General features: G+C 38.7%; 10 protein-coding genes. 5 read left to right on the top strand and 5 right to left on the bottom strand.

Annotated elements, in window-relative coordinates; translation table 11 throughout:
* The first annotated feature begins 154 nt into the window (after positions 1-154).
* Together uvrA and G500_RS26035 are read left to right on the top strand one after the other, a co-directional pair.
* Positions 155-2989, top strand: coding sequence for an excinuclease ABC subunit UvrA (gene uvrA, locus G500_RS0114050; protein WP_245574491.1), 2835 nt, complete (start codon positions 155-157; stop codon positions 2987-2989).
* Between the two features lie 304 nt (positions 2990-3293).
* Complete coding sequence (locus G500_RS26035; RefSeq protein WP_161626142.1) at positions 3294-3491, top strand: hypothetical protein; 198 nt, start codon at positions 3294-3296, stop codon at positions 3489-3491.
* Positions 3492-3539: 48 nt separating this feature from the next.
* Here G500_RS26035 and proS read toward each other — a convergent pair whose 3' ends face one another.
* The 4 genes from proS to G500_RS0114020 form a co-directional block, all read right to left on the bottom strand.
* A complete protein-coding gene (gene proS / locus G500_RS0114035) occupies positions 3540-5024 on the bottom strand; it encodes a proline--tRNA ligase (protein ID WP_027003016.1) in 1485 nt (494 codons plus the stop codon).
* Positions 5025-5187: 163 nt separating this feature from the next.
* Entirely contained in the window at positions 5188-8862 is a 3675-nt protein-coding gene (locus G500_RS0114030) for an AAA family ATPase (RefSeq protein ID WP_027003015.1), read from the bottom strand.
* A 71-nt stretch (positions 8863-8933) separates the two neighbouring features.
* Positions 8934-9353, bottom strand: coding sequence for an STAS/SEC14 domain-containing protein (locus G500_RS0114025; RefSeq protein WP_027003014.1), 420 nt, complete (start codon positions 9351-9353; stop codon positions 8934-8936).
* 75 nt (positions 9354-9428) lie between these two features.
* The gene (locus G500_RS0114020; RefSeq protein ID WP_027003013.1) at positions 9429-10448 is read right to left on the bottom strand and encodes a sugar phosphate nucleotidyltransferase; all 1020 of its coding nucleotides are present in this window, start codon (positions 10446-10448) and stop codon (positions 9429-9431) included.
* Between the two features lie 181 nt (positions 10449-10629).
* Here G500_RS0114020 and G500_RS0114010 point away from each other — a divergent pair, with 181 nt between their 5' ends.
* Together G500_RS0114010 and G500_RS23575 are read left to right on the top strand one after the other, a co-directional pair.
* A complete protein-coding gene (locus tag G500_RS0114010; RefSeq protein ID WP_027003012.1) occupies positions 10630-11544 on the top strand; it encodes a glycerophosphodiester phosphodiesterase family protein in 915 nt (304 codons plus the stop codon).
* 139 nt (positions 11545-11683) lie between these two features.
* A complete protein-coding gene (locus tag G500_RS23575) occupies positions 11684-12421 on the top strand; it encodes a helix-turn-helix domain-containing protein (protein WP_051203634.1) in 738 nt (245 codons plus the stop codon).
* Positions 12422-12449: 28 nt separating this feature from the next.
* Here G500_RS23575 and G500_RS0113995 read toward each other — a convergent pair whose 3' ends face one another.
* A complete protein-coding gene (locus tag G500_RS0113995; protein ID WP_027003011.1) occupies positions 12450-13718 on the bottom strand; it encodes a M16 family metallopeptidase in 1269 nt (422 codons plus the stop codon).
* A gap of 197 nt (positions 13719-13915) precedes the next feature.
* On the opposite strand from G500_RS0113995, the gene G500_RS0113990 reads away from it, so the two are divergent.
* Entirely contained in the window at positions 13916-14599 is a 684-nt protein-coding gene (locus G500_RS0113990; protein WP_161626141.1) for a methyltransferase domain-containing protein, read from the top strand.
* Positions 14600-14605: the final 6 nt, after the last annotated feature.

Here is a 14605-nt window from a genome sequence, read left to right as displayed (position 1 = left end):
AATAATTTTTTAGAACTGAAGGCTGCTCCGCCTGCCCCCCCAAAAAATCTACCTACAAAATAAAGGACTTGGACAAACCAAAATCAGGAAAAAAAGGTTATTTTTGCAGTTGTTATGTAGTCTTTACGCATTTTGTACCCAAAAGCCCATCGCCTTGCAAGAAGAAAATATCGAGATTTATGGCGCAAGAGAGCATAATCTCAAAAATATAGACCTAACCATTCCACGCAATCAGCTCGTTGTCCTAACGGGTATCAGTGGCAGCGGCAAATCCTCTTTGGCTTTCGATACCCTCTACGCCGAAGGACAACGCCGCTACATGGAGAGCTTCTCTGCCTATGCGCGAACTTTTATGGGCGGTTTGGAGCGTCCTGATGTGGATAAAATTGCAGGACTAAGCCCTGTCATTTCCATCGAACAGAAAACCACCTCTCGCAATCCGCGCTCTACTGTGGGTACGGTTACCGAAATTTACGACTTCCTGCGCCTACTTTTTGCACGTGCAGGTATCGCCTATTCCTACCTCACAGGGGAGGAGATGGTCAAACAAAGCGAAGAACAAATCATAGATTTGATTTCAGAAAAATACCAAGACCAGAAAATAACCCTGCTTGCCCCCCTTATCAAAGGCAGAAAAGGACATTACCGCGAACTTTTTGTCCAACTTAGAAAGATGGGCTATGTAAAAGTGCGCGTAGATGGCGAAATGAAGGAATTAGTGCCGCAGATGCAGCTCGATAGGTACAAAAACCACAACATCGAAGTTGTCATCGATAGGTTGCAAGTCAAGGAAAAAGACCAAACACGCCTACGCGATTCAATAAAGGCTGCCTTAAAGGAAGGCAATGGTATTTTGATGCTCGAAGACGAAGCAGGCACAGTACAATTTCTCTCCAAATTTTTGATGTGTCCTACCACAGGTATCGCCTACGACGAACCTGCCCCTAACCTTTTTTCCTTCAATTCGCCCTACGGCATGTGCCAAACCTGCAACGGTTTGGGCTACATAGAGGAGCTAAAAAACGAAGACCTCATTCCCGACCGCAGCCTAAGTTTGAGCAGAGGCGCGATTCTGCCTTTGGGCGAATGGCGCGATATTTACATTTTCAGAAAATTAGAGGCTTTTTTGAAAAAACGCAACCTAAGCCTAAGTCAGCCCCTTAGCGATTTTTCCGAAGAGGTGCTACAAGAAATTCTATACGGCTCGAAAGATAGCCGCGAAGAGATAAAAGTAACTGCCAAGACCTCCGACCGCGAATGGCGTAGCACCTTCGAGGGCGTAATTCCACTTTTAGACTCACAACAAGAAAATGCCGAATCTGGCTCTACAAGGGGGCGCAAAAGCTATCTCTTGCAAGATTTTGTGAGCAAATGCCCTTGCCCTACCTGCGGCGGCGCACGCCTTAAAATAGAATCGCTGCACTTCAAGGTTGATGGAAAAAACATTTCTCACTTGGCACAAATGGACATAAACGCCCTTTCAGGCTGGTTTCAAAACTTAGAAAGCAGGCTTACAGAAAAGCAAAATGCCATTGCCAAAGAAATTTTAAAAGAAATACGCAAGCGCGTAGGCTTCTTAGAAGATGTAGGTTTAGACTATCTCACTTTGGATAGACAAATGCGCTCCCTTTCGGGCGGCGAGGCGCAAAGAATCCGCTTGGCTACCCAAATCGGCACACAACTTGTCGGCGTTTTGTATATTTTAGACGAACCCAGCATTGGCTTGCACCCACGCGATAACGTCAAACTTATCAAAGCCTTGCGCAATTTGGCGGACTTGGGTAATTCCGTCTTGGTAGTAGAACACGACAAGGATATGATGCTTGCCGCCGATTATCTCATCGACATCGGTCCTGGGGCAGGCAAGCAAGGGGGAAAAGTAGTGGCAGCAGGCACGCCTACCGATTTTTTGAAAGGCAACAACCTAACGGCGCAATACCTAAAAAATGAACGCCAAATCGCCATTCCTACCCAACGCCGCAAGGGAAGTGGTAAGTTTTTAGAACTAAAAGGTGCGAAAGGCAATAATTTGAAAAATGTTTCTATTTCGCTACCTTTGGGTACATTCATTTGTGTTACAGGCGTTTCAGGCAGTGGCAAATCTTCCCTTATTCACGAAACTTTGTATCCAATCCTGAACAAATACATTTATCAGGCACTCAAAAATCCGCTCGAACACGATAGCATCGAGGGGCTAAAAAATATAGACAAGGTCATTGAAGTAGACCAATCGCCAATAGGCAGAACACCGCGCTCGAATCCTGCTACCTACACCAGCGTCTTTACCGACATCCGCACCCTTTTTACGGCATTGCCCGAAGCCAAAATTAGAGGCTACAAACCGGGGCGTTTTTCCTTCAACGTCAAGGGAGGGCGTTGTGAAGATTGTCAGGGCGGCGGCAGAAAAATTATAGAAATGGACTTCCTTCCCGATGTTCACATCGAGTGTCCCACTTGCAGGGGCAAACGCTACAACCGCGAAACGCTCGAAGTGCGATACAAGGGCAAATCCATTGCCGATGTCTTGGATATGAGCGTAGAAGAGGCGATGGAGTTTTTTGAGAAGCACCCCCAAATTCACCGAAAAATCAAGACCCTACACGAAGTAGGACTCGGCTATATCACCTTGGGACAACACGCCACGACCCTTTCAGGAGGCGAGGCGCAGCGCGTTAAGTTGGCTACCGAACTTGCTAAAAAAGACACAGGAAAAACTTTTTACATCTTAGACGAACCTACCACAGGATTGCATTTTCAAGATGTCTTGTTTTTATTAGAAGTATTAAATAAGCTCGTAGAAAAAGGAAATACTGTTTTGGTAATTGAACATAACTTAGATGTTATGAAGGTTGCTGATTATATCCTCGACATGGGCTTAGAAGGCGGACAGGCAGGCGGTACGCTCATCTGTCAGGGTACGCCCGAAGAAGTGGCACAACACAAGGAAAGCTACACAGCTAAGTTTTTAAGAGCAGAATTAAAAGCATAGACTTTGACAGCAGTGGCGTTAAGGGCTAATGGCGTTGTTACGACGATAAAAGCCCTCAAATGCACCTAATTCCAAACCCCAGTGATATATTAGATTCTAAAAATTAGGCTCGAATGTAGGGACAAGGCATTGACTTGTCCTATGCCCCAAACCCTAAGGGTCTTCAAGACCCTTAGGGTTTAAGTCCAAATTTTATTTCGTGCCAATTTTGACAAAATTTTGACAAAACAAGACTTTTTGCAGAACTTAACATTACTGCCCCCAAAGGGAGGATTTCAAAGTCAAATTTTATTTCGTCTATAATTTGACAAAACAAGGTTTTTCACAGAGCTTAACATTATTGCCCCAAACTTCTGTGGTATTAAGTTCTAAAAATCAGATACAAATGCAGGGACAAGGCATTGCCCTATTTCTACCATCAAAATCTCGCTGCCCACTTGATTTTATCGCAAAATGCTCACCTGCAAAGCATTTGGACAAAACAAAAATAGAAGCAAGATAACTTGCTTCTATTTTAAGATAAAGTAACAAAAATTAGCAAAAAATTATTCTAATACGCCCTTGCAAAAAGAACGCGCCTTTGCGAAGGTTTGCCCGAAAACACACAAGTCCCCGCTTCCTCTTTGGCATCAAGGGGAATACAGCGAATGGTAGCTTTCGTAAGCTCTTTAATTTTCTCCTCTGTTTCGGCAGTGCCGTCCCAATGCGCACTTACAAAACCTGCCTTTTGGTCTAAAACGCGCTCAAACTCCTCAAAAGTATCGACAGGGGTTGTCATTTGCTCACGGAAAAGAAGGGCTTTCTGATAAATATGGTCTTGGATTTGTGCCAAAAGTTCTGGAATTTGGTCTATAATCGTATCCAAACTATGGGTAGTTTTCTCGAAAGTATCGCGCCTTGCTACTTCAATCTGATTGTTTTGCAAGTCACGCATACCCAAAGCCAAACGCAACGGCACGCCTTTCAACTCCCACTCGGCAAACTTAAAGCCCGGACGATGTGTGTCGCGGTCGTCATATTTAAGCGCAATCCCTTTGGACTTCAAAGCCGCTTGAATATGGCGGATTTTTTCGGAAATTTGTGCCAATTCCTCCTCATTTTTGTAAATAGGAACAGCAACCACTTGAAAAGGAGCTAATTTGGGCGGCAAAACTAAGCCGCTATCATCAGAATGTGCCATAATAAGCGCACCCATCAGGCGCGTACTCACGCCCCACGAAGTCCCCCAGACGTATTCCAACTTGTTTTCCTTATCCGCAAACTTGACATCAAAGGCTTTTGCAAAATTTTGCCCTAAAAAGTGCGACGTACCCGCCTGCAAAGCCTTCCCATCTTGCATCAAAGCCTCAATGCAATAGGTATCTTCTGCACCTGCAAAACGCTCATTAGGCGTTTTCACCCCCTTTACCACAGGGAGAGCCAAATATTCTTCGGCAAATTTGGCATAAACTTCCAACATCTGCTTGGTTTCCGCTACCGCTTCCTCCTTACTCGCATGTGCAGTATGCCCTTCCTGCCACAAAAATTCGGCAGTGCGCAAAAAAAGGCGCGTGCGCATTTCCCAACGCACTACGTTTGCCCATTGATTCACTAAAATAGGTAAATCACGATACGATTGAATCCAATTTTTATACGTATTCCAAATCACAGCCTCACTGGTAGGGCGCACGATAAGTTCCTCTTCGAGCTTCGATTCGGGGTCAACGATAAGTTTTCCCTTCTGATTGGGGTCATTTTTGAGGCGATAATGCGTAACTACGGCACACTCTTTGGCAAAGCCCTCCGCATTTTTTTCTTCGGCTTCAAAAAGGCTTTTAGGGACAAAAAGCGGAAAATAGGCGTTTGTATGACCTGTTTCTTTAAACATTTCATCTAAAACGCGCTGCATTTTTTCCCAAATAGAGTAGCCGTAAGGTTTGATGACCATACAACCACGAACCGCCGAATGTTCGGCAAGGTCAGCACGTTTGACCAGCTCGTTGTACCACTCTGAATAATTTTCGCTGCGCTTAGGCAATCCCTTGGTGCTGCTCATAAAAGAATTGTGTTTGCTATCAGTAAAAAAACTGACTTTTATTTTTGATATGTTTTTTAAAATAGATGCCCCTTGGGACGCTCTTATCCACCATACAACAAGGGACTATCGCGCCACAAAGATAGAGATTTTTACCAAACCATGCCGCTAAATTGCTTACCCTTTATGCAGGCAGCACAATTTTACTGCGCCCTCCCCCCATTTTTTGCACCAAAATCTGAACAGGAATACGGTCTTGGCTCTTAATTAGTTCCACGTGTGAAATAATACCTATCATTTTTCCCTCCCCTTGCAATTTTTCAAGTGCGTCCAGAGCCATTTCCAAAGTTTGGGGGTCTAATGTGCCGAAGCCCTCGTCTATAAAAAGCGATTGTAGGGAACGCCGATGGCTCGTTAGCTCCGAAAGTGCCAACGCCAACGCCAAACTTACCAAAAAACTTTCGCCGCCCGAAAGACTACTCACCAAACGTTCCTGCTGGTCTTGATGTAAATCTACTACTACAAAGTTAAGCGATTTTGTATCTTTTCGCTTCAAAATATAACGCGGATTGAGCTGTAACAGACGCTCATTCGCTAAATCTATCAAATAACCCAACGTAATGCCTTGTGCAAAAACATTCAAATCTATACCATCTCTACTCTTTGGCGCAAGCACTTCGCAAAGTGTTTCCCAATGTCGCATTATAGACTCTTGCTTGTCTTTTTCTCTTAATTTTTGTTCAAATTTTTCTATTTTCTGCATTTGGTCTTTTATTTTTTGCTCATAAATTCCTTTTTCTTCTCTTTTTTGGTCTAAAATACATTTATTTTCTTTGTTTTCTTGTTCTAATTTCTGAATATAATCTGCAATGCTTTCGCCTTGTTGTGGCAACTTATCTGCTATGTCTTCTTTTGTTCTTTTTATTTCATTTTCAAAATTATTTCGTTCAATGTCTAATTTTTGTACTTTTTCTTGCAACTCTTTTTCTAAAATTTCCCACTGCTCTGCTTCTTTTTCCCAAGCCAGTGTCTGCTGAAACAAGTCCAGAGAAGTAAACCCCAAATGTAGGAATTTTTGTCTTAATTCCTTTCCAATATTTAGTTTTTCTGCCGACTTTTCCTCAATTTGAGGGTAAAGCGTTGCTATTGTTGTTTCATTCTCAATCCTTAAATTCCGATACTTTTCTACCTTTTCTTTTGCAGAAGCGAGATTTTCTTGTATCTTTTCTTTTTCTTTTTTGAAAAATTCCCGTTCGTTTTCTACCCTTTTTTCGCCCAATAAAGCCCTTTTTTCAACTTCTTTGTTTTCTTTTTCTGTTTGTAATGCGTTGTACTTTTTTTGTATTTGTTCTAAATTTTGGTTTAAATCCTGATTGTTTTTCTCAATCGCTTTTAAAGTAGCCTCTGCCGCAGCCGCAGCCTGACTCACACCTTCCAACTGCTTTTGTATCTGCTCAAATTGTTGCTTTTCCTGCTCCAAATTTTTCAATATTAGCTCAAAATCGGAATTCTTATCTACTATTTGATTAAAATTTAAGAAGTTTTCCTGCAAAAGTTTGAAATTTTTTCTTCCTTCTGCTACTTTTGCCTGCAAATCGTTTTTTTCTTTTGCATACGCACTCAATATTTGATACAAATTTTGCTTTTTTTCTAATGTTTCTATTTCTAATTTTGTAGCCATAATTTCACCTTCTGCTTTTTTTATTTCAGTTTTTTCCTCTTCTATATTTTTTTCTAAAAAAGATGTAAAATCTTTAATCGCAGCCTCGTTTTCCCAATCCAAAGTTTGTACCGATACGGCATAAAAAGAATTTTGAGCCAGAAAAAGCCTTACCTTATCGCCCCTATTTATTTCGCTTTTTTCTATCGCTTTTCTTAAAATTTCGTTTTCTGTTTCTTTTTTATTTTTATCTAATTGTATTTGTTTTAACAATTTTTCACTTTTTATTTTCTCCACCTTTAAAAGTTCTAATTTCTGTTCGGTTTTAGAGAGTTGAATATCATGCCCTTCCTCGCGATAAGGGTGTATGCACGAACCGCAAAGCGGACAAGGTTCGTCTTCCCTTAATTTTTTTCTATCTTCTTCTAAATCAAGCACTTTTTGCTCCAAAAGATAAATTCGCTCCTGCTGATATACACTATCGGCTGCCCTATCAAATTCCGCCTGTGCCTTTTTTAAATCCTGCGTCAGGCAGACCAAGTCTTGCTGTATTTGTGTATTTTCCGCTATTTTTTTGTTTTTTTCTGTTATGATTTCTATAATTTCTTTTATACTTTGTAATTGTTTTTCAGTCTGATGCAGTCTATTTTGTTTTTCTTTTTGTTCCTTTTCTTTTGCATTAAGCTGCTTTTTTTCTTTTTCAATCTTTTCAAAAGTTATCTTACTGTTTTGTAGTTGTTTTAAAATAGAATCATAATTTTCTTCAAAATCCTCGCTTTGCATAGTAGGCTGCAACAGAAGCAAGGCTTCTTTATGTTTATTTAAAATATCATTTTTTAGTTCGTCTGCATATTTTAGCTTTGCGCTGTACTCGAATAAAAAAGTTTTTCTATTTTCTAAAAGCGTTTTAAAAATTTCCTTATTAAAATTTTTAATGTAGCTATTTTTTGTCAAATATAAGGTAAAATTATTTTTATTTTCTTTTAACTTTTCTATATCTTGTTTGACAGCTATTACATTATTTACAGAATCTTGCACTTTTTTCTGCTCATTTTGCATATTGGCAAACTCCGTTTTGCAGTCTTTTTCTAAACTTTCTATCTCTTTTTCCAATGGTGCAATTTCTGTTTGTACCCATTTTTCAAAATTTTCTGCGTTTTGAGTTGTCGCATCTAAATTTTTTTGAGCCTCTTTCAATAAGTTTTCATAAGTTGATAAATTTAAAATAACTTCTTTTAGTTTTTCTTCTGCTACTATTTTTTGATTTTCTATATTAGCAATTTCGTTATCAAGTTTTTGAAAAACCTTCCAAGAAGGTGCTATCGGCACTGCTTTTCGATAAGAAGCTAGCCTCTTAAAATCTTCTTGATGATGTAAGATTTGTGCCTGAATGTGTGCTTTTTCTTGCTCATTAGTAGCTAACTTCATAAGATATTCATTAAGTTTTTTAGTTTTTTCCAAGATATTGCTATGATTTACCCAAGCCTTATCCAAAGACAAAACTTCTTGTGTCAGGAAAGCCTTTTTAAGTTTCAGATTTTCAAACTCTGTTTCACTTAATAAATCAATACCTTGTAAGCCTTCTTCTAACCTTTCCTTTTTTTGTCGCTCTTCTTTTAATTTTTCTTTTGCTTTTTGAATTATTTTTTCGTAAATATGCGTATTCGTTATTTTAGAAAGTAATTCTTTTCTTTCTTTTTCTTCTGCTTTGAGAAAACTCATAAAATTGCCTTGTGCCAGCATAATAGAGCGTAGAAATTGGTCGTAGGTCAGTTGTATGATAGTCTGTATCTTAATTTCTACCTCTTTTATCATAGTAAAGATAAAATTTGTTCGTTTTAATGAACTAAAAAATCTATTATATTCAAAACCTCGCGGCTTGCGCCTAACTTCCCATCTTGCCGCATACGCTTCACCTTCTACCTCAAATATGAGTTCGGCGTATGCTTGCTCTTTTCCTTTGCTTACTACATTTTCCCATATTTCATCTTGTTTTATATTGTAATTTAAGTTTTCATGCCTACTTGTTTTGGCGTAGAGTGCCAAAGTGATGGCATCTAAAATGGTTGTTTTGCCCGCTCCCGTTTCTCCTGTAATGGCAAAAAGTGAGGTAGTTGCCAAACTGCCTTGTCTGAAATCTATCGTATGCTCACCTAATAGCGAATGTAAGTTTTTTAGAGAAATGCAAAGAATTTTCATAGAATTTGGATAGCGTTTTAGGAATTAAAATATGAAGTACGGAATAAGTTAGAAACTTATTCCGTAATTTTTTAGTTTAAATTTTTAGAAAAAGATTGCAGCCAATTCATAGCTTCTTCTGTATTAACAAAATAACGGCTTTGAAAACGCTGCCCTACTTCTTCTTCCATCGTTTGCTCAATAGAAAGTTGCGCAAAAATATCCTGACTTACCACAAAAGCTGCCGCACGCATACCGATTTGAGCAAAAACTGGAAAAATCTGTGCGTTCATCCATTGTTGAATTTCAGGCGTAATCGTAAAAAAAAGCTCCGCTGTATTGGGTAAAGCATAAAGCGGTTTGTATTTACGTGCAATTTCTATGTAGTTTAGCATTTCTTCCTGATATTCTTGTGCAGACATATCAGCCGTTTGAGGCAGCCACGTAACTTCCATTACCGACTCTGCCTGATGGAAATCTATTTTTTTATACTTGCTCTTGTATACTTGCATAATCAAAAAGGTTAGGTTTGCTTGATAAACTGCTCATAAAGAAAATTGTTTTGTTTTTTTTAACAACAATAAAAGTTAGCTTTTAAAGCTAATTTCTGCACTATCTCCCAGATTAAGGCTTTGCTCCATGCCTTGCAATATAGAGTCGTTTCCAATAATAGACTGATTAAGTACGACATTTTCTATTTGACTATACGAACCAATGATAGAATTAGAAATAATAGAATTTTGAATTTTTGTATTATCTCCTATCGCTACATGAGGTCCGATAATCGCATTTGAAATCTCACAATTAGCCCCAATACGGACAGGCTGACGGATAATGCAAGTGGGATAATGTTGGGATAATGAAGTTTCAAAGTTTCTTTGAGAAAGCAAAGTTGCATTTGCTTCTAATAAAGTATCCTTTTTTCCACAATCAAACCAACGCTGTGCCTCAATGTAGGCAATTTTTTCACCCCTGCGCAACATTTGCATCAAAGCCTCTGTCAGTTGATACTCACAAGGTAAATGTGATGGCTTTTCTTCTTCTTTATGATTTAAAAGATATTGTATAGATTCAAAAAAAAGTGGTACGGAAGCAATTTTATAGACTCCCACTAATGCCATATTAGACTTCGGGATTCTCGGTTTTTCTACTAATTGTATAACTTCGCCTTCATTTCCTATTACAGCAATTCCAAAAGCAGTTGGCTTTTCAACCTTTTTAAGAGCCACTAAGTTTTCAGTATGCTTAAAAAATTGCTGAAAATCCATTTCTACAATCGTATCGCCTAAGGCAATAATAAAAAAGTCTTCTTTTTCTAAAAACGATTTAGCAACCCAAATGGCATGCGCCGAACCTTTGCGCGGCTCTTGATATACAAAAGTAGCATTTATTTTTGTACCATAATTTTCCTTTACAAAAGTTTCTATTTTATCGGCTAAATATCCTGTAATAAAGATAAATTCTTTGATGCCATTTTCGCGCCAAGCATCAATGATATGCGCCAAAATGGGTTTGCCCGCAATCGGAACAAGCGGTTTAGGTTGTGTGTGCGTGTGCGGACGCAACATAGTGCCTGCCCCCGCCACAGGAATTACAACTTTTGTCATAAAAAATTTATTTTTTTAGATAAATTTTAAAGTATTTGTTTTAAATGACTCTTCCTCATAGGGCTGCCTTATTTTTGCATATTTGGGGTGGCTCAAATGCGCATTTTTTGTACCTTTGGGGAAAGAAGATGTCCAAATATAAACTTTTTAAGTCAAGTTTCAAAATATTTTCGCCCATTTTATGTCCCAAACTACCCAAAAGTCGCCTTTTTTTCCAAGCCTCTCGCCCAACTTTTTTATACAAGGACATCGCGGCGCACGCGGCTATTTGCCCGAAAATTCAATAGAAGGTTTTATTTTTTGTATAGAAAATAATATTTTAGCAATAGAATTGGATTTAATTGTTTTGCCTTCGGGTGAAGTGCTGGTAAGCCATGAGCCTTATCCACATTCGGACTATGTTAGAATTGCCACTTCTGAATACAATAGCATAGATATTGAACCTAAAAATGAACTTTCTTATAGTTTTTTCAAAATGAAGTATGAAGAAATCAAAAAATTTGACGGTGGTACGAAACCGCACCCACGTTTTCCCTTACAAAAAAAACTACAAACCTATAAGCCGCTTTTAAGCGAAGTTTTAGCTCTTTGTATAGATTTATCTTTAAAAAAATATAAAAAATACCCTTTCTTTAACTTTGAAATTAAATATGAATCTAATTGGCGTGATTTAGGGCAACCAAAAGCAGATTTTGCAGTAAAAAAAGTTTTAGAAATTATATCTAATTACAAACTACCTTTTCATTGTTTCTGTATAGAAAGTTTTAATCCTCAAATTTTGGAAGAGGTCAAGCGACAAGAAAAAAAAGCGGCACTTACTTTTTTAGTGGAAGGTGTGCAAGGCAAAGACCAACTTTTGAAAAAAATGCAAGCACTTTCGTTTGTTCCAGATGGTATTGCACCTAATTATTCCATTTTGAATGAACATATAATCGCTTATTTTTTAGAAAAAAATATAAACATTTGGACATGGACGGTGAATGATTTTCCTACGTCTTTGAAACTTTACAAACAAGGCGTGCAGAGCATTATCACAGACTATCCTACCGAAATGGCAATTTTCTTTGAGTCGCAAGGTTTGGGGGCAAGATATTAAACTCCACGAAAAATTAGCAAAAAAAGAGTAAAAAGCCCTGCTTTCTAAGGGTGAATTTCTTTTTTTCTGCTTTTTGTATGATTTTTGCTAACAAAACGGCAATCTTACTCCCATATCTTATCTTTATCCAACTAAAAATATGTTATTTATTGCTAAAAATTTAAAGTTTATTCGTAAAGAATATTACAAACAAACGCAAACCGAATTTGCCAATTATTTAGCCATTTCAACCAAAAAATTAGGTTCTTATGAGCAAGGACATGCAAATCCTAAGTACGATATTTTACAAAAAATAGCATTAGATTGTAAAATATCTATTCACAGTTTGCTTACAGAAGATTTAGAAAGCGTGTCGACTTTTGATATATTAAAATATGTGTCTGCTGAAAAAATGCGCATTTTGAGTATTAGCTTAGATGCTGAAAATCAGGAATATATAGAGTTGGTAAAAGAGGATAAGCAAGAAGCCTATTTAGAAAAGCATGATAAACCTGAATTTTTATTAGACTTACCAAAGTATCAGTTGCCTTTTTTACCACAGGAACGCACCTATCGCTCTTTTGAAATCACACAACTTGGAAGTGGATTGCCTCGCGGTAGCATTTTTATTGGCGAATATGTAGAAGACTGGCGCACGCTCAAAGAGGGCGAGTTTTGTATCTTAGTAATAGAAAAGGTTGGTATTTTGTGTCGTTTTATTTATAAAAATGACTTCGAAAAAGGCAGCCTACAAGTAGGACTTTCGCGCGAAGTGCCTCATTCTGAACGTTTTGATATGGAAATGATTTATGAAATTTGGCGTTTTGCAGCCTATATCAGTCCGCAGATGCCTGAAAATAAAGACGGTGCTTTTGCGCCAAAAGAGAAACCTGAATAGGTTTTCTCTTTTGGCAGAAGAAAGCCGCTTATCCTACCAAGACCTCCTGCAGGGCGACAAGATGCTCCTGCGCCACTTTTTGTAGTTCGTCGGGGGTTGTGGATTTGATTTTTTGAATAAAATTATCGTAATAGTCTAAGGGCAAATTTTCATCATATAAAACTTTAATTTGCTGCATAATTTGAAAAGGAGTAGCCAAAACGCCTAAAAATGAGCCTATTAGATAGTTTCTAAACAAATCTAATTCGGTGATTGGTACTTTTTCTTGTTTAAGTCGTTCTATTTCTTTGTAAATTTCCGAAACGGCTTGCTCCTGTTGCTCTTTTTTCACGTCGGTTTGAATGGTAAAAAAAGTATTCCCGCGAATGTTGTTGATTTGGGCATGAACGCCATAGGTGAGTCCCTTTTCTTCGCGCAAATTCTGCATCAGGCGTGAGCCAAAATAGCCTCCCAATAGCCCTATGAGTATTCTAAGGGCTACATAGTCGGGGTGAGTTTTGTCGATGCAGCGTCGTCCTATGCGAATTGAAGTTTGCAAAGCCTCCTTCTTTTTGAAATAAAATCTTGAACTTTCGCTATTTTCATAATTTTCTATTGAAGGCGGCTCTATATCTTGGTTTTCTACTTTTAAATGTCCTAAATATTGATTTACAATTTCTAATTCATTTTGTTCTATATCTCCTGCCATAAAGATAGAAAAGGGCTTGCCTGCGATATATGCTTGGTGGTATTGTTTCAAGTCTTGTGTCGTGATTTTTTCCACGTCTTCAATTTCAGCAAATTGCGCAAAGGGCGAATCTTGTCCAAAAATAGTTTTCCTATAAATTCTATTTGCGACAAAAGCTGTTTTTTCTTGCTGTACTTTAAGGTTTTGTATCTGAATATTTTTGAGCATGAGCAAGGTTTCCTCCTCTAAAAGTGGCACTTCGATGAGTTGTAAAAGCAGTTCGAGCGAAGGCTGGAGAAATTTTTTGAGTGTAGTGAGTGAAAAAATGACCTGCGTATCGCTTGCATTTACGTCGAGGTACGTTCCCAAATCGGCAAGTGCTTGGGCGAAGGCTTCTGCCGACATTTTTTGCGTTCCTTCCATCAAAAGTTGCACGTAGAGTTCGGCTTGCCCGCGCTGATAGGCACGTGTGCGCCCTGCCTCAAAGACCAATAAAAGCTGAATGGCGGGTTGTGCCTGATGGGATTTGTATCTGACTTTCAACTGATTAGCCAAAGAGAAGCTATGAGCCGTTGGGAGTGTGAAGTGCGCCAAAGGTTGGGCAGCAGGTGCTTGCGTGCGGTCGAGCATAGAATTTAGAAAGCGGAAAAGATGAGAGAAATGCCCCTCGAACTTCATAAAAAAGCGGTGGCAAAATCAAAGATACGTTTTTTTCGTATATGTTGGTTGGTGGCACAAAAAAAACGGCGCGGTTTCTTGTCTATTGTTTCGAAAGAAATGCTTATCTTGCAAGCCAGAACGTACCCTTACTAATTTTTTATCAGTTTATGCTTGCATCTTTGAAGAAACAAATTCGTAGTTTTTTATACCAAAAAGGCTACGACATCGTTTATGTCAATCACCAACAATTAGCGTTTGAGGCAAAACGCGCCGCCGAAATTCCCGAAGGCACACAACTCGATACCTATGGTCTGAATAAAGTTCTCTACTCTTGTGGTTGGTATAAATTGCAAAAAGGCTGGCTCAATGTAGATTATGAGCCAAAAGAAAAGGTAGCGACAAAGTATGATTTAAACGAATATAAATATCACTTTGTAAATCTTATTCGCCGTCATCCTTTTGCCGACAATAGTTTTGAGTTTGGCTATTCGGAAGATATGATGGAGCATTTGATGCAAGTAGATTCGCTCTTATTTTTAAGTGAGGCTTATCGGACTTTCAAAAAAGATGGGGTTTTGCGGCTTTCCTTTCCTTGTTTGGAAGGGGTTTTGAACAAGCACTATCCCGATAATCGCTACCAAACTGCCCTTTTAGCGAAAGAGGAAGCCTATACCCGTTATAGCCATCTTCACTTTTATAGCAAGGCGGAGATAGAATTGGTAGCAAAGCACTTGGGTTTTCGCCACGTAGAGTTTCTCGAATATGGACAATCAAAATACCCCGAACTACAAGGCGTGGATACGCGCGAGGCTCAAATCGGACTAAACATGTACGTTGAACTTACCAAATAAACTTTC

This window comes from Hugenholtzia roseola DSM 9546, assembly GCF_000422585.1.
Classification (GTDB): Bacteria; Bacteroidota; Bacteroidia; order Cytophagales; family Bernardetiaceae; genus Hugenholtzia; species Hugenholtzia roseola.
The sequence above is the reverse complement of the archived record's forward strand: the minus strand, read 5'-3'. Positions and strand labels throughout refer to the sequence as shown.